Annotated in this window: 16 protein-coding genes; 11 read left to right on the top strand and 5 right to left on the bottom strand. The window is 72.4% G+C overall.

Annotated elements, in window-relative coordinates; translation table 11 throughout:
• Positions 1–98: 98 nt before the first annotated feature.
• From SVTN_RS08275 to SVTN_RS08255, 5 genes are all read left to right on the top strand, one after another.
• On the top strand, positions 99–1,115 hold the full coding sequence (locus tag SVTN_RS08275) for an LLM class flavin-dependent oxidoreductase (RefSeq protein WP_041128481.1): 1,017 nt from the start codon (positions 99–101) through the stop codon (positions 1,113–1,115).
• Positions 1,112–2,422 carry an NtaA/DmoA family FMN-dependent monooxygenase gene (locus SVTN_RS08270; protein WP_041128480.1) on the top strand — a complete coding sequence of 437 codons (1,311 nt, stop codon included), beginning with the start codon at positions 1,112–1,114 and terminating at the stop codon, positions 2,420–2,422. The genes SVTN_RS08275 and SVTN_RS08270 overlap by 4 nt, the downstream gene beginning before the upstream one ends.
• Positions 2,419–3,207, top strand: a complete 789-nt coding sequence (locus tag SVTN_RS08265; RefSeq protein ID WP_041128479.1) for a DUF1684 domain-containing protein — start codon at positions 2,419–2,421, stop codon at positions 3,205–3,207. Before SVTN_RS08270 ends, SVTN_RS08265 begins: the two co-directional genes overlap by 4 nt.
• A 199-nt stretch (positions 3,208–3,406) precedes the next feature.
• Complete coding sequence (locus SVTN_RS08260) at positions 3,407–4,261, top strand: S1 family peptidase (RefSeq protein ID WP_041128478.1); 855 nt, start codon at positions 3,407–3,409, stop codon at positions 4,259–4,261.
• Positions 4,262–4,308: 47 nt separating this feature from the next.
• On the top strand, positions 4,309–5,190 hold the full coding sequence (locus SVTN_RS08255; RefSeq protein WP_041128477.1) for a S1 family peptidase: 882 nt from the start codon (positions 4,309–4,311) through the stop codon (positions 5,188–5,190).
• Positions 5,191–5,253: 63 nt separating this feature from the next.
• On the opposite strand, the gene SVTN_RS08250 is transcribed toward SVTN_RS08255, so the two are convergent.
• A complete protein-coding gene (locus SVTN_RS08250) occupies positions 5,254–6,297 on the bottom strand; it encodes an ABC-2 transporter permease (RefSeq protein ID WP_041128476.1) in 1,044 nt (347 codons plus the stop codon).
• A 249-nt stretch (positions 6,298–6,546) separates the two neighbouring features.
• Here SVTN_RS08250 and SVTN_RS08245 point away from each other — a divergent pair, with 249 nt between their 5' ends.
• Entirely contained in the window at positions 6,547–7,416 is an 870-nt protein-coding gene (locus SVTN_RS08245) for an esterase/lipase family protein (RefSeq protein ID WP_041128475.1), read from the top strand.
• Here SVTN_RS08245 and SVTN_RS08240 read toward each other — a convergent pair.
• Together SVTN_RS08240 and SVTN_RS08235 are read right to left on the bottom strand one after the other, a co-directional pair.
• Positions 7,413–8,366 carry a lytic polysaccharide monooxygenase auxiliary activity family 9 protein gene (locus SVTN_RS08240; RefSeq protein WP_041128474.1) on the bottom strand — a complete coding sequence of 318 codons (954 nt, stop codon included), beginning with the start codon at positions 8,364–8,366 and terminating at the stop codon, positions 7,413–7,415. The two genes, SVTN_RS08245 and SVTN_RS08240, sit on opposite strands and share 4 nt — an antisense overlap.
• A 109-nt stretch (positions 8,367–8,475) precedes the next feature.
• The gene (locus SVTN_RS08235; protein WP_078908252.1) at positions 8,476–9,144 is read right to left on the bottom strand and encodes a response regulator; all 669 of its coding nucleotides are present in this window, start codon (positions 9,142–9,144) and stop codon (positions 8,476–8,478) included.
• 133 nt (positions 9,145–9,277) lie between these two features.
• On the opposite strand from SVTN_RS08235, the gene SVTN_RS08230 reads away from it, so the two are divergent.
• From SVTN_RS08230 to SVTN_RS08215, 4 genes are all read left to right on the top strand, one after another.
• Positions 9,278–10,261 (top strand): Bug family tripartite tricarboxylate transporter substrate binding protein, encoded by a 984-nt coding sequence (locus tag SVTN_RS08230; RefSeq protein ID WP_041128473.1) that lies wholly within the window; start codon positions 9,278–9,280, stop codon positions 10,259–10,261.
• Complete coding sequence (locus SVTN_RS08225; RefSeq protein ID WP_041128472.1) at positions 10,258–10,788, top strand: tripartite tricarboxylate transporter TctB family protein; 531 nt, start codon at positions 10,258–10,260, stop codon at positions 10,786–10,788. Before SVTN_RS08230 ends, SVTN_RS08225 begins: the two co-directional genes overlap by 4 nt.
• A gap of 3 nt (positions 10,789–10,791) precedes the next feature.
• The gene (locus SVTN_RS08220; protein ID WP_041128471.1) at positions 10,792–12,282 is read left to right on the top strand and encodes a tripartite tricarboxylate transporter permease; all 1,491 of its coding nucleotides are present in this window, start codon (positions 10,792–10,794) and stop codon (positions 12,280–12,282) included.
• Positions 12,283–12,411: 129 nt separating this feature from the next.
• Positions 12,412–12,822 carry a DUF6299 family protein gene (locus SVTN_RS08215; RefSeq protein ID WP_041128470.1) on the top strand — a complete coding sequence of 137 codons (411 nt, stop codon included), beginning with the start codon at positions 12,412–12,414 and terminating at the stop codon, positions 12,820–12,822.
• 72 nt (positions 12,823–12,894) lie between these two features.
• Here the strand turns inward: SVTN_RS08215 and SVTN_RS08210 are convergent, their stop codons facing one another.
• Together SVTN_RS08210 and SVTN_RS08205 are read right to left on the bottom strand one after the other, a co-directional pair.
• Positions 12,895–13,374 (bottom strand): ribonuclease FAU-1 family protein, encoded by a 480-nt coding sequence (locus tag SVTN_RS08210; protein ID WP_041128469.1) that lies wholly within the window; start codon positions 13,372–13,374, stop codon positions 12,895–12,897.
• On the bottom strand, positions 13,355–14,278 hold the full coding sequence (locus SVTN_RS08205; protein ID WP_041128468.1) for a GNAT family N-acetyltransferase: 924 nt from the start codon (positions 14,276–14,278) through the stop codon (positions 13,355–13,357). Before SVTN_RS08205 ends, SVTN_RS08210 begins: the two co-directional genes overlap by 20 nt.
• A 74-nt stretch (positions 14,279–14,352) precedes the next feature.
• Between SVTN_RS08205 and SVTN_RS08200 the strand changes: the two genes are divergently transcribed.
• Positions 14,353–14,727 carry a GntR family transcriptional regulator gene (locus SVTN_RS08200; protein WP_041128467.1) on the top strand — a complete coding sequence of 125 codons (375 nt, stop codon included), beginning with the start codon at positions 14,353–14,355 and terminating at the stop codon, positions 14,725–14,727.
• Positions 14,728–14,742 lie beyond the last annotated feature (15 nt).

The following is a 14,742-nucleotide window of genomic DNA, read 5'->3' as shown; positions in this document are numbered from 1 at the left end:
GACACCGCCTCCCCGCTCCGTCCCCGGCCCCTCCCGCCGTCGTTGTCTTCCGGACCCGGGGCGGGATTTGCTCCGAGCCACGTATTGAGAGAGACCGTATGACCAGTACCCGACCGCTTCACCTCGCCGCCGAGCTCGTCGCCGGCTCCGGGCGGGCCGACCCCGGCACCGCCGCCCGTACCGTCGCGCTCGCCCGGCTCGCCGAGGCCGCCGCGCTCGACTTCCTCACCCATGACGACTCCTTCGCCGGGCCCGGTCTCGACGCGCTCGCCGTGCTCGCCCGGGTCGCCCCCGAGACCCGATCGGTCGGTCTCGTGCCGACCGTCACCACCACGCATACCGAGCCCTTCCACGTCCAGGCCGCCGTCGCCACCCTCGACTGGGTGAGCCGGGGCCGGGCGGGCTGGCGGATCGCGGTCTCCCCGACCGGGGCCGAGGCCCGGCTCCTCGGCCGTCGTCCCGCGCCGCCCACCGCCGAGCTCTGGCAGGAGGCGGGCGAGGTCGCCGAGGTGTCCCGGAAGCTGTGGGACAGCTGGGAGGACGACGCCGAGATACGGGACGTGGCCACCGGACGGTTCATCGACCGCCGCAAGCTGCATCACGTGAACTTCCAAGGGGCGACCTTCTCGGTCAAGGGGCCCTCGACCGTGCCCCGGCCCCCGCAGGGCAACCCGGTGACCGTCGTCGACGCCACCCGCCCCGCCGCCCGGGACACCGCCGCCCACCACGCCGATGTCGCCCTCGTCCGGGCCGCCTCGGCGGAGGAGGCCGCCGCCCTCCGTGCCGAACTGCACCGGGGGGCCCGCGCCCACGGTCGGGATCCCGGGCAGTTGCGCGTTCTGCTCTCGCTGACTGTTGATTTCGACGCGTACGAGGGTGGGGCCGGGGCTCTCGCCGAGCTCATCGCCGGCTGGCACGGGGGCGGCGCCGTCGACGGGTTCCACCTCGTGCCGGCCGTGCCCGAGCGGGATCTGGAGCGGTTCGTGGCGGGGACCGTGACCCGGCTCAGGGAGCGTGGGCTGTTTCGCGCGGATTATGAGGGTGTCACTCTCCGCGATCATCTGGGGCTCGCCCGGCCCGTCAGTCAGTACGCGACGACGGGGGTGTCCGTATGAGCCGGGGCAAGAAGCAGGTCCATCTCGCCGCGCATTTTCCCGGTGTCAACTCCACTACGGTTTGGTCCGATCCGCGGTCCGGTTCGCAGATCGACTTCTCCTCGTTCGAGCATCTGGCCAGGACCGCGGAGCGGGGGCTCTTCGACTTCTTCTTCCTCGCCGAGGGGCTGCGGCTGCGCGAGCACGCGGGGCGCATCCACGACCTCGACGTCGTCGGGCGGCCCGAGTCGATCACCGTTCTGAACGCGCTCGCCGCCGTCACCGACCGGCTCGGTCTGGCCGCCACCGTGAACGCCACCTTCAACGAGCCGTACGAACTGGCCCGGCGGCTCGCCTCGCTCGACCATCTGAGTGCCGGCCGGGCCGCCTGGAACGTGGTCACCTCGTCCGACGCGTTCACCGGCGAGAACTTCCGGCGCGGGGGCTTCCTGGACCGCGCCGATCGGTACACGCGTGCGGCCGAGTTCCTCGGCGTGGTGCGGGAGTTGTGGGATTCCTGGACCCCGGGCGGGGAGCCGGGGACCTTCGCGCACAGCGGGCCCCAGTTCCGGATCGAGGGCCGGTTCCCCGTACCGCGCTCTCCGCAGGGGCAGCCGGTCGTCATCCAGGCCGGGGACTCCGGTGAGGGGCGGGAGTTCGCGGCCTCCGCCGCTGATGTGATTTTCACGAGGCATTCCACCCTGGAGGCCGGGCGGGAGTTCTACGCCGACGTCAAGGGGCGGCTCGCCCGGTACGGGAGGCGGCCCGACGACCTGAAGATCATGCCGGGGGTGACGTACGTCCTCGGCGACAGTGATGCCGACGCACAGGAGCGGGCGGCCGAGATCCGTCGGCAGCAGGTCTCCCCGCAGAACGCGATCCTCGCGCTCGAACAGGTCTGGGGCCGCGATCTGTCCGGATACGACCCCGACGGGCCGCTTCCGGACATCGATCCCGACCCGGACTCCGTGCTCGTCCAGGGCCGGGTGCGGGTCGCCGACCCGGTGGGGGTGGCCAGGAAGTGGCGGGCGCTGTCGGAGGAGAAGGGGCTCTCGATCCGGCAGACCGTCATCGAGACCGGCAGCCGGCAGTCCTTCGTGGGCTCCCCGGCGACCGTCGCGGCGGCCCTGGAGGAGTTCGTCGCCACGGACGCCGCCGACGGCTTCATCCTCGTCCCGCACCTCACCCCCGGCGGCCTCGACGACTTCGTCGACCGGGTCGTGCCGCTGCTCCAGGAACGCGGGGTCTTCCGTACGGAGTACGCGGGCACCACGTTGCGGTCGCACCTCGGGCTTCCCGAGCCCGTATGGAAAGGTGACACACCATGAGCACGGATCCACAGCAGGACTGGCAGCACTGGCACGAGCAGCGGGAGGCGGCCGTCGCCTCCTCGTACGGCCCGCTCTCCCTCACGGGCACCCACTGGCTCGCCGACTTCCCCGAGGGGCGCATTCCGGCCGTTCCCGGCGAGTGGCGGGAGGACGGTGACGAGGTGGTCCTGACGGCGGGCGCCGAGGACGGGCTCACCGTCGACGGCAAGCCCTTCGCCGGCACGGTCCGGCTCACCGCCGACCACGGCCCGATCCACGAGTCCCGGGTCGAGTCGGCGGGCCGGCGGCTCGTGGTGCTGCGGCGCGAAGGGCTCTGGGCCGTACGGGACTTCGACCCCGGCTCGGAGGCGCGCAGTGCCTTCCGGGGCATCGAGGCCACCCCGTACGACGAGCGCTGGGTGGTGCCCGGTGTGTTCCGGCCGTACGCCGAGACGCGCAGCGTGCGGGTGGAGAACGCCGACGGCCGGGAGCGCGGTCTCGGGCTCTCCGGGGAGCTGGTCTTCGAGCTGCACGGCGGCGAGCACGTCCTGCAGGTGGCCGTCGAGGACGACGGCACCCTGTGGGCGGTCTTCGCGGACGCCACCAGCGGCCGCGACAGCTACCGCTTCCGTTTCCTGCGGCCCGAGGCCCCGGCGTCGGACGGTTCGGTGACGGTGGACTTCAACCGCGCCCTGCTGCCGCCGTGTGCCTTCGCGGACCACTTCATCTGCCCCTTCCCGCCGCCCGGGAACACGCTCGACACCGCCGTGGCGGCGGGGGAGCGGCGGCTGAACCCGGCCTGACCAGGTTTTTTCCGCGGCGGTGAGCCCCCGGCCGGGAAGGCCGGGGGCTCCCGTCCGTACGGCGGTCTTGTGCGTCCGCTCCGGGAGGGCCACTATCACTGGCGGTGCATGTCAGGAACACGTCACCTGATGGCGCCTCACGGGCCCGTCATCCACGGGCCCCTCCGCTTTTCCCAGAAGGAGAAATGTGAGGAGCAAAGTGAGGAACACCCGCACCCGTCTGCTCGCCGTCGCCGCCGGCCTCGCCGCCGCGACCGCCCTCGGACTCCCCGGCGCCCAGGCCGCCCCCGTGCCCGGCCCCGCCGGAGCCGCCCAGCTCGCCCGCGCCGACGCCGCCGTCGAGGCCGCCGGGGTCGGCGGCACCGCCTGGTACGTCGACCAGGCATCGGGCCGGGTCGTCGTCACCGCGGACTCCACCGTCACCGACGCCGGACTCGCCAAGATCCGGAGAGCGGCCGGCGCCGACGCCGGGGCGCTCCGGGTCCAGCGCACCCCCGGCGTCTTCAAGCCCCTGCTCGCGGCCGGGGACGCCATCTACGGCGGCGGCTACCGCTGTTCGCTCGGCTTCAACGTGCGCAGCGGCTCCACGTACTACTTCCTCACCGCCGGCCACTGCGGCAACGTGGCCAACGCCTGGTACACCAGCTCGGCGCAGTCGACCCTGATCGGCGCCACCGTCGGCTCCAGCTTCCCGGGCAACGACTACGCCCTGGTCCGCTACGACAACGCCTCGCTCACCCACACCGGCGGCTTCACCGCCGCCGACGCCTACGTGGGCGAGTCCGTCAAGCGCACCGGCTCCACCACCGGCACCCACGGCGGCACGGTCACCGGCCTCAACGCCACCGTCCACTACTCCAGCGGCGGCACCGTGAAGGGCCTCATCCAGACCAACGTCTGCGCCGAGCCCGGCGACTCGGGCGGTGCGATGTACGACGGCACCAAGGCGCTCGGCCTCACCTCCGGCGGCAGCGGCGACTGCCGGACCGGCGGCACCACCTTCTTCCAGCCTGTGCCGGAGGCCCTCGCCAAGTACAACGTCAGCCTCTTCTGATCCCCGCACGGACACCCACTGATCCCCCCCCACAGGAGGAACAAGAAGTGACCACCCCCACGAAGAAGTTCCGGCTGCTCGCCCTCACCGCCGGTCTCGTCGCCGCCGCCGCGACGCTCGGCGTCCCCACCGCCAGCGCCGACTCCGCGCAGACGTTCAGCGCCACCCAGCTCTCCGCGGCGGGCGACGCCGTCCTCGCCGCCGACGTGGCCGGCACCGCCTGGCGCGTCGACACCGCCACCGGCCAGGTCGTCGTCACCGCCGACTCCACCGTCTCCCAGGCCGAGATCGCCAGGATCAAGCACAAGGCCGGGGCCAACGCCGGTGCGCTGCGCATCGAGCGCACCCCCGGCACGTTCAACAAGCTGATCTCCGGCGGCGACGCCATCTACGCGAGCAGCTGGCGCTGCTCGCTCGGCTTCAACGTCAAGGACAGCGCGGGGAACTACTACTTCCTCACCGCCGGCCACTGCACCGACGGCGCGGGCACCTGGTGGTCCAACTCCTCGCACTCGACCGTCCTCGGCTCCACCGCCGGGTCGAGCTTCCCGACCAACGACTACGGCATCGTGCGCTACACCAACACCTCGGTGACCAAGTCCGGCACGGTCGGCAGCGTCGACATCACCAGCGCCGCCAACGCCACCGTCGGCATGTCCGTCACCCGCCGCGGCTCCACCACCGGCATCCACAGCGGCACGGTGACCGGCCTCAACGCCACCGTGAACTACGGCGGCGGCGACATCGTCTACGGCATGATCCAGACCAACGTCTGCGCCGAACCCGGCGACTCCGGCGGCCCGCTCTACTCGGGCAGCAAGGCGATCGGTCTCACCTCGGGCGGCAGCGGCAACTGCTCCTCGGGCGGGACGACCTTCTTCCAGCCCGTGACGGAGGCGCTGAGCGCGTACGGGGTCAACGTCTACTGATCCCCCCGGTCCAGGTATGTACAAGGCCCCCCGTAGCGGCGCGGGGGGCCTTGTGCATCTTTTCTACAAACGCTCCGGAGCCTCCGGGGCCTCCGGAGGGATCCGCTCCGCCGTCGGCTCCCGTTTCACCGAGGACATCACCAGGGTCACGGCCGCGCCGACCATCGCCCACACCGACAGGACCACCATCGAGGCGGTCATGTCGTTGCCCTTGAAGTACGCGATCGAACGCGCCGCCCAGGTGCCCGCGCCCGGCGGCAGGTACGGGCCGATCGCCCTCCAGAACGGCGGCAGCATCGGCAGCGGGAAGGCGCCGCCCGCGCTGGGATTGCCCGCGATCACGATGAGCAGGATCGCCAGGCCGATGCCGACGATCCCGAAGACGGACTGGAGCGCCAGGGTGGCGGCGCCGACGGCGAAGACCACCAGGGTGCCCAGGCCCCACAAAGCCGCGACGCTGCCGGGCAGGGCGCCGAGGATCGGACCGACGATGATCGCGCCGCCGAGACCGCCGAGGACCGCGTAGAGCGCCAGGGCCCCGAGGCGGATGATCGCACGCTCCCGGTTCGCGGGCCGTGCGCCCGCGCTGATCGCCAGGATCGCGGCGCAGATGTAGCCGCCGACGCACCAGCCGATGACCAGGTAGAAGGCGGAGAGGCCGTTGAAGTCCTGGGAGGAGGAGGGGGCCACGTCGACGGTCCGCACGAGGCGCTGGTTGGCCGCCTCCAGCTTCGTGATCATCGCCTCCAGGGTCACGGCGAGCACCTTTCCGCCGCCGGAGGCGACGAGCAGGGTGTCGGTGCGGCCCCGCGGGTCGACGATCAGGGCCCCGTCGATGTCCCGGTTCAGGATCTGGTCCCGCGCCTCGGCCTCGTCCGCGACCACGCGCGGGTCGAAGGGATCGCCGGGTAGCTTCTCCAGCCGGTCCTCCAGGACGGTCGCGGCCTGCCCGGGGGCGACCACGCCGAAGGGGACGTCCGTGGGCTTCGGATCATGCAGGGCCCCGACGTACGAGGCGATGAACAGGAGCTGGAGGGCGAAGACGCCGACGACCAGCAGGGCGGCTCGGGGGGTGACGGCGCTTTTCAGTTCATCGACGAGACTCATGCCCCCACGCTCCGGGGTCGGAGGGGTTCCCGCAGGCGGGTGGGGGCCGAATGGCTGACCCGGATGGAGGCCGAACGGCTGACCGCGCGCCCGTCGGCGCCTCGTGACGACACATCACTTTTTACCGACGCGTAACTTCCCAGTCGAGGCTACCCGTGCGTAGCTTGGCTGGAGAGCATCCCCACTTGTGGTCCGGACCGCAGGGCACAGCACCCCCACCTTCCCCTTGAGCCGCAAGGAGATCGCCCGATGCTGCCCCGGAAGCCCTGGAAGCACGCGGTCAGAGCGCTGTCCGTCCTGCTCCTGACCGCCGCCGCCACCCTCGCCCCCACCGCCGCCGCCCAGGCCGACACCGCCCCCAGCCGCGGCTGGAACGACTTCTCCTGCAAGCCCTCCGCCGCGCACCCGCGCCCCGTCGTCCTCGTCCACGGCACCTTCGGGAACGCCGTCGACAACTGGCTGGCCCTCGCCCCCTACCTGGTCAACCGGGGCTACTGCGTCTTCTCCCTCGACTACGGCCAGCTGCCGGGCGTGCCCCTCTTCAACGGGCTCGGCCCCATCGCCGCCTCCGCCGGACAGCTCGACACCTACGTCGACCGGGTCCTCGCCGCCACCGGCGCCCCCGAGGCCGACCTCGTCGGACACTCGCAGGGCGGCATGATGCCCCGCTGGTACCTCAAGTTCCTCGGCGGGGCCGAGAAGGTGAACACGCTCGTCGGCATCGCCCCCGACAACCACGGCACCACCCTGAGCGGCCTCACCAAGCTCCTGCCGTACTTCCCCGGCGCCGAGGACCTCATCAGCTCCGCGACCCCGGGCCTCGCCGACCAGATCGCCGGCTCGGCCTTCATCACGAAGCTCAACGAGGGCGGCGACACCGTCCCCGGGGTCCGCTACCACGTCATCGCGAGCCAGTACGACGAGGTCGTCACCCCGTACCGCTCCCAGTTCCTGACCGGCCCGAACGTCACCAACGTCCTCATCCAGGACAAGTGCGCGCTCGACCTGTCCGAGCACGTGGCCATCGGCACGGTGGACCGGGTCACCTTCCACGAGGTGGCCAACGCCCTCGACCCGGCCCACGCGACCCCGACCACCTGCCTCTCGGTGGTCGGCTAGCCCCGGGTCCGGCGCCGCCGGGCCGTCCCGAAGAGCACCGCCGCACCGAGCGCGAGCACGGCGGCGCCACCGACCGCGAGATACGGGGTGGTGGCGTCGCCGCCCGTCTCCGCCAGCGCCACACCGGAAGGCGAACCGGGGGCGGGGGCGGGGGCGGGGGCGGGGGCGTCGGGGGTCGCCCCGTGATCGCCGTGACCCCCGTGCCCGCCGTGCTCGACCGTCGACTCGTCCGCGCCGTCCTCGATCTGCTCCTCGGTGGGCGCGGAGGCGGTGGGCGCGGGGGTGGTCGGGGCGGGAGCGGTCGACGCCGGGGCCGTACCGCCGCCGTCCTGCCCGAACACCACGTCCGAGCAGGTGTAGAACGCCTCGGGGGAGTCGGACCGCTGCCAGATCGAGTAGATGAGATGACGGCCGGACTTCTGCGGCACGGTCCCCTGGAACACGTAGTCGCCGTTCTCCATCCGCGGGTCGGTCACCGTCACGAACGGCTGCTCCTCCAGGTCCGACCACTTCAGCGGCTTCGACGGGTCGTACCCGTCCTTCGTCACGTACAGCGCGAACGAGCCCTTGTGCGGGGCGGTCCCCTTGTACCGGAAGGTGTGCGCACCGGACGTCATGCCGCTCGCCGGCCAGTCGGCCCGCGCCAGGCCGAGCCCGCGGTACTTGTCGTTGCCCGCGCTGCACAGCTTGCCGTCCGGGATCAACTGCCGGTGCCGGCCGGCCGCGTCGGCGATGTTCACCCCGTTCCAGTCGTAGAACGCCTGCGGCCCGCTCGCCGCCACGGCCGCCTTGCACGCCGCCGACTTCGGCGCCTCGGGCCCCTCCGCGTAACAGGCCGACACCCGGCTCACCGGGTCGGTCATCGACCCGTGCGCGAGAGCGGGAGAGGCGGCGAGTCCGGACAGGACCAGAGCGGCGGTGGTGACGGCGACAGTACGGCGTGAGCTCACGGGGTACTCCTTCGGAGGGGGAACGCCCCGCAAACTAGCCCCGGAAGAAGCACGGATGACGGCCCTTAGGACCCCGTTAAGGCGGAGGAAAGAGCCCTCTGAGGAACGGCTAGCCCAACCGCCGGTACCGCCGCTCCGGGCGGCCCGTCCCCCCGTACCGCAGCGTGACCTCCGCGCGGCCCGTCTCCGCGAAGTACTCCAGGTAGCGGCGGGCGCTCACGCGGGACAGGGAGCCCAGTTCGGCGCACTCCGTCGCCGACAGGCCCTCAGGGTGGGCGCGCAGGACGGAGTCGACCAGGTCGGCCGTGTGCGCGGCGAGGCCCTTCGGGAGTTCGCGGGAGCCGCGGGGGCGGGTGCCGAAGATCTGGTCGACGTCCTCCTGCCGGGCCTCGTCGAGCTCGTCGAGGCGGCTGCGGAGGGAGGCGACATGCCGCAGCTGCTCGTGCAGCGCCGCCTGCGTGAACGGCTTGATCAGATAGTGCAGGGCCCCGGCGCGCAGCGCCGAGCGGATCGTGCCCACGTCCCGCGCCGCCGTGATGAAGAGCGCGTCCATGCCCAGCCCGGCCGCGCGCAGCTCCCGCAGCACCCGGACCCCGTCCATGTCGGGCAGGAAGACGTCGAGGAGCACCAGGTCGGGGCGGAGCCGTTCGGCCGCGCGGAGCGCCTCCGTGCCGCTGTGCGCGACCCCGGCCACGGTGAAGCCCGCCACCGCCGACACATAGCGGCAGTGCAGCTTGGCGACCATGAAGTCGTCGTCCACGACCAGCACCTTCGTCACGCCGACCCACGGTAGGTCCCGACCACAACGACCACAACGTCCGTTGATTGCGGAAGAGAGACAGCTTCCTCACGCGAGGGCAACATGTGGGCCACCTCACACCCCCCTTCCCTCTGAACGAGAGGCGGCACACGTGCGGTTGCGCACCCCCTTCGCCCTCCTCGGGGCGGCTCTCCTGGTCCTCGTCGGTCCACCGCTGCTCACCCCGGGCACCGGCTCCGACACCGGCACCGCGATACCCGGCCTGCGTTTCATGGTCCCCAACACCCCCGGCGGCGGATACGACATCACCGCCCGCACCGCGGCGAAGAACGCCGAGGAAGCCGGCCTCACCGGCGACGTCGAGGTCTTCAACCTGCCCGGCGCGGGCGGCACCGTCGGCCTCACCCGGCTCGTCGGCGAGCGCGGCAACGGCCGCCTCGCCATGTCCATGGGCCTCGGTGTCGTCGGCGCCGTCCACACCAACAAGACGCCCAGGACCCTCGCCGACACCACCCCGATCGCCCGGCTCACCGAGGAGCAGGACATCGTCGTGGTCGGCAAGGACTCCCCGTACAAGACCATCCAGGAGCTCCTCGCGGCCTGGAAGAAGGACCCCGGCAAGCTGCCCGTCGGCGGCGGCTCCTCGCCCGGCGGCCCCGACCACCTCGCCCCGATGCTGATGGCCCAGGCCGCCGGGATCGCGCCGAAGGACGTCAACTACGTGCCCTTCGACGGCGGCGGCGAGCTCCTCGCCTCGATCCTCGGCGACAAGGTCGGCTTCGGCGTCTCCGGCGTCGGCGAGTACCTCGACCAGATCAAGGCGGGGGAGCTGCGCCTCCTCGCCGTCACCGGCCCGAAGCGGGTCCCCGGCCTCGACGCCCCCACGCTCCGCGAGGCCGGTCTCGACACCGAGTTCACCAACTGGCGCGGCATCGTCGCCCCGCCCGGCCTCTCCGACGCCGAACGCCAGAAGCTCGTCACCCTCGTGACCGAGCTGCACGGCTCCCCGCAGTGGCGCGAGTCGCTGAAGACCCACGGCTGGAACGACGCCTTCCTGCCCGGCGCGGAGTTCGGCACCTTCCTCACCGAGCAGGACCGGCGGGTCGGCTCCGTCCTCAAGGAGCTCGGCCTGTGACCACCACCGTGAAGCCCACCGCGAAGACCACCGTGAAGAACGTGCTGCGCGGGCGGTCCGAACTCGGCGTCGGCGCTCTGCTGTTCCTCCTCGGCGTCCTCGTCCTCACCGACGCCCTCACCCTCGACGCCGACGTCTCCGGACGCGGCCCCGTCGGCCCCGCCACCGTCCCCCTCGTCGTCGGCTGCGGCCTCCTCGTCGTCGCCGTCCTCCTCACCGTCGACGTGCTGCGCGGCGGCCGGGGACAGGCCGAGGGCGGCGAGGACGTCGACCTGACCGAACCCGCCGACTGGCGCACCGTCCTGCTCCTCGCCGGCGTCTTCCTCGCCTTCGCCGTCCTCATCGGCCCCCTCGGCTTCCCCGTGGCCAGCGCCCTCCTCTTCTGGGGCGCGGCGTACGCCCTCGGCAGCCGCCACCTCACCCGCGCCCCGCTGATCGCGGCCGCCCTCTCCCTCCTCACCTACGTCGTCTTCGACCGGCTGCTCGGCGTCCCGCTGCCCGGCGGCCCGCTGATGGGAGTGATCTGACCCGTGGATTCCCTGAACTCCCTCATCGACGGCTTCGGGACCGCCCTCACCCCGATCAACCTGCTGTGGGCCGCCATCGGCGTGCTCCTCGGCACCGCCATCGGCGTCCTGCCCGGCATCGGCCCCGCCATGGCCGTCGCCCTGCTGCTCCCGGTGACCTACGGACTCGAACCGACCGGCGCGTTCATCATGTTCGCCGGCATCTACTACGGCGCCATGTTCGGTGGCTCCACCACCTCGATCCTCCTCAACACCCCCGGCGAGAGCGCGGCCGTCGTCGCCGCCATCGAGGGCAATCCGATGGCCAAGTCCGGGCGCGGCGCACAGGCCCTCGCGGCCGCCGCCATCGGCCACTTCGCCGGCGGCATGATCGGCACGATCCTGCTCGTCGTCCTCGCCCCGACCGTCGCCGCGCTCGCCGTCGACATCGGCGCCCCCGACTACCTCGCCCTCATGGTCCTCGCCTTCATCGCGGTGACCTCCGTCCTCGGCTCCTCCCGCATCCGCGGCCTCGCCTCGCTGCTCATCGGCCTCACCATCGGCCTGGTCGGCCTCGACCAGATGACCGGGCAGCAGCGCCTCACCTTCGGCTCGCTCCAGCTCGCCGACGGCATCGACGTCGTCATCGTCGCGGTCGGCCTCTTCGCGATCGGCGAGGCCCTGTGGGTCGCCGCGCACCTGCGCCGCACCTCGGGCGAGGCCATCCCGGTCGGCCGCCCCTGGCTCGGCAAGGACGACGTACGGCGCACCTGGAAGTCCTGGCTGCGCGGTCCCCTCATCGGCTTCCCGTTCGGCGCGATCCCGGCCGGCGGCGCGGAGATCCCGACCTTCCTCTCGTACGTCACGGAGAAGCGGCTCTCGAAGCACAAGGACCAGTTCGGCAGGGGCGCCATCGAGGGCGTGGCCGGACCCGAATCGGCGGCCTCGGCCTCCGCCGCCGGCACGCTCGTCTCCATGCTGACCCTCGGGCTGCCCACGACGGCCGTCGCGGCCGTGATGCTGGCCGCGTTCCAGCAGTACGGCATCCAGCCGGGACCGCTGCTCTTCGAGCGGGAGCCCGAGCTGGTGTGGGGCCTCATCGCCTCGCTGTTCGTCGGCATGGTGCTGCTGCTCGCGCTCAACCTGCCGCTCGCGCCCGTCTGGGCCAAGCTGCTGCGCATCCCGCGCCCGTACCTGTACGCCGGCATCCTCTTCTTCGCCGCCGTCGGCGCGTACGCGGTGGGCGGCGAGGCCCTCGACCTGGTCGTGCTGCTCGTCATCGGCCTGATTGGACTCGGGATGCGGCGCTACGGCCTTCCGGTCCTTCCGGCGGTCATCGGCGTCATCCTCGGCCCGGCCGCCGAACAGCAGCTGCGCCGCGCCCTCCAGATCAGCGACGGCTCCCTGACCGGCCTGCTGAACACGCCGTTCTCGGTCACCGTCTACACGGTCGTCCTGCTGCTGCTCGCCTGGCCGCTGGTGAGGAGGGTGACCGCCCGGCGCGCCCCGCACTGACCGTACGACGGTATGCGTACCGGCGTTCCAACTCGCCCCCGATGGGGTGAGTTTCGGACGGTCGGCGGCCGGATCCGGTATCCCTGGCGGGCAGCGTCTTCCCCCCCACATCCGAAGGGACCCTCATCCATGCGCGTCCGACTCGTCCTCGCCGCAGCCGCCCTGCTCACCGCCGCCGTCGCCCCTCTCGCCCACGCGGAAGGGGCCGACGGCCTCACCGTCGACGCGTACGGCATCCTCGGCGCCGACAGCACGGTCACCGTCTCCGGCACGTACCGCTGCCTCGACGACAGCGAAGGGCCCGTCTTCGTCTCCTCCACCCTCAAGCAGGGGAGCCGTTCCACCGGCATCGGCGGCACCCGCGCCGTCTGCGACGGACACCTCCACACCTGGGCCAACAGCGCCGTCGTGAAGGACCCCGCCTACCGGCCGGGCGCCGCCCGGGTGGAGGCCACCCTCCTGCAGCTCACGGCCGGCGCGTCGGGCCTGCCGCTGCCCGGCTTCCTCGCCGCCGAGCAGGCGGACGTCGAACTGCGGTAACCGCGTCGAACGGCGTCAACACCCTCGAACTGCGTCAACCCCCTCGAACTGCGTCAACCCCGTCGAACGGCGTCAGCCGAGCAGCTCGATCAGGCCCTCCCGGCCGAGCAGCTCCAGCTCGTCGAGGGCCACCACGGCACGGGCCGCCGCCTCCGGGTCGGAGGCGGCGAGGCCGCTCGCCGCGAACTCGTCCTCGTCGAGCCGCAGCACCTCGCTGCCGTCCGCCGACACCCACAGGTCCAGGTCCAGGTCCTCGACCACCACCCCGGAACCGTCGATCACGGCCGGCCGGGTGATGTCGCAGTACCAGCCCTTCAGGGCGCCGTCGCCCGACCACACCTCCTTGACCGTGAACCAGCGGTCGCGCCAGTAGTGCTCCACGAACACGTCACCCGGCTCGAACCGCACGAAGCCGAAGTCCCGCACCCCCTCGGCCGCCCACGGGGCACGCACCGACAGCCGGGCGCCCTCCTCCGTCAGCACCTCGGCCGGGTAGCGGATCTTCGTCCTGCCCGCCTTCGTCAGGGTGATCTCAACCGATCGTCCGGACATACCGCACCTCCGTCGCACTGATCTCGTAACCGAACCACTTGTTGATCGCCAGCATCGGCCCGTTGCCGGCGTCGTTCCCCGTGAACGCCTCCGTGCAGCCCGCCGCCCTGGCCCGGTGCAGCGAGGCGTTCTTGGCGAGCTTCGCGAGCCCGCGGCCGCGGTACGCGGGCGCCGTGCCGGTCATCCCCGAGGAGTACCGGCCGAGACCGTCCGTCTGCGCCGCGCTGAACGCCGCCGGCACCCCGTCGACCACCGCGACCGTCGTCAGCGCCCGGTCGAGCAGTGGATGCTCCCAGGTGGTCTCCCGCCAGTGCGCGTAGTCGTCCAGCTCCGCGCCCACGTCCCCCGGCTCGTCCGCCGTCGTCACCGCGTCCAGCTCGAACAGAGGACGGGGATCGGCCGCGAAGTCCTCGGCCGTGCGCAGCTCGACACCGGCCGGCGGGTCCTGGAGCGGCGGCAGCCCGGCCTTCGTCAGGTCGAGCCGGAGGAAGTGCGCGCTGCGGCTGGAGGAGTACCCCCGCCGCTCGGCCCAGGCGTGGTTCGCCGGCTCGTCCAGGGCCCAGCTGTACACGGTCCGAGCTCCCCGCTCGGCCAGGTACTCCTCGGCGGTGCGCAGCAGCAGCGTGCCCGCGCCGAGTCCCTGGTGCGCGGGGTCCACGTACACGTTCGCGTAGCCGATCCCGGGCCTCGGGGCGTCGTGCGCGATGCCCACCTGGGCGGTCCCGACGATCCCGCCCTCTTCGGTCACGGCGACCAGCGGGCGGTAGTGGCTGTCGGGGTGGGCGTGCGCCCAGTCGAAGGCGAGCTGCTCGGCGGTCGCGAGCATGAACGGCAGCGCTGCCCGGCGCACCCGGGCGAAGCCCTCGGCGTCCGGGGCCCGTACATCACGGACGATCACAGTCATGGGGTGGCACGCTACGGGCGCGGGACGCACCGCCGCCTCCCATTTTCCCGCGGGGTGGGGGCAGAATCGGCGGGGTGACACTCACCATCGCTGTGGACCACGGATCCACCACCGCTCCCTACGAACAACTCCGGGCCCAGATCTCGGAGCGGGCCCGATCGGGCAGACTGCCGGTCGGATACAAGCTGCCGACGGTACGAGGGCTCGCGGAGCAGCTGGGCCTCGCCGCGAACACGGTCGCCAAGGCGTACAAGGCACTGGAGGCGGACGGAGTCATCGAGACGCGCGGGCGTCACGGCACCTTCGTCGCCGCCGCCGGTGACGCGGCGACCCGCCGGGCCGCCACCGCCGCCGCCCAGTTCGCCGAGGAGGCCCGTCGTCTGGGCCTCAGCCGCGAGGCCGCGGAGGCGGCGCTGAACGAGGCGCTGCGGGCGGCGTACGACAGCTGAGGCCTCTTCTCCGGG

Origin of the sequence: Streptomyces vietnamensis (genome assembly GCF_000830005.1) — a bacterium.
In the GTDB taxonomy this organism is placed as follows: domain Bacteria; phylum Actinomycetota; class Actinomycetes; order Streptomycetales; family Streptomycetaceae; genus Streptomyces; species Streptomyces vietnamensis.
This window is presented reverse-complemented; position numbering and strand designations above follow the sequence as displayed.

What these genes read in the sequence shown, in the direction of transcription:
- SVTN_RS08275 (WP_041128481.1), top strand. Translation starts at nt 99, where the DNA reads ATGACCAGTACCCGACCGCTTCACCTCGCCGCCGAGCTCGTCGCCGGC.
- SVTN_RS08270 (WP_041128480.1), top strand. Translation starts at nt 1,112, where the DNA reads ATGAGCCGGGGCAAGAAGCAGGTCCATCTCGCCGCGCATTTTCCCGGT.
- SVTN_RS08265 (WP_041128479.1), top strand. Translation starts at nt 2,419, where the DNA reads ATGAGCACGGATCCACAGCAGGACTGGCAGCACTGGCACGAGCAGCGG.
- SVTN_RS08250 (WP_041128476.1), bottom strand. Translation starts at nt 6,297, where the DNA reads ATGAGTCTCGTCGATGAACTGAAAAGCGCCGTCACCCCCCGAGCCGCC.
- SVTN_RS08245 (WP_041128475.1), top strand. Translation starts at nt 6,547, where the DNA reads ATGCTGCCCCGGAAGCCCTGGAAGCACGCGGTCAGAGCGCTGTCCGTC.
- SVTN_RS08215 (WP_041128470.1), top strand. Translation starts at nt 12,412, where the DNA reads ATGCGCGTCCGACTCGTCCTCGCCGCAGCCGCCCTGCTCACCGCCGCC.
- SVTN_RS08210 (WP_041128469.1), bottom strand. Translation starts at nt 13,374, where the DNA reads ATGTCCGGACGATCGGTTGAGATCACCCTGACGAAGGCGGGCAGGACG.
- SVTN_RS08205 (WP_041128468.1), bottom strand. Translation starts at nt 14,278, where the DNA reads ATGACTGTGATCGTCCGTGATGTACGGGCCCCGGACGCCGAGGGCTTC.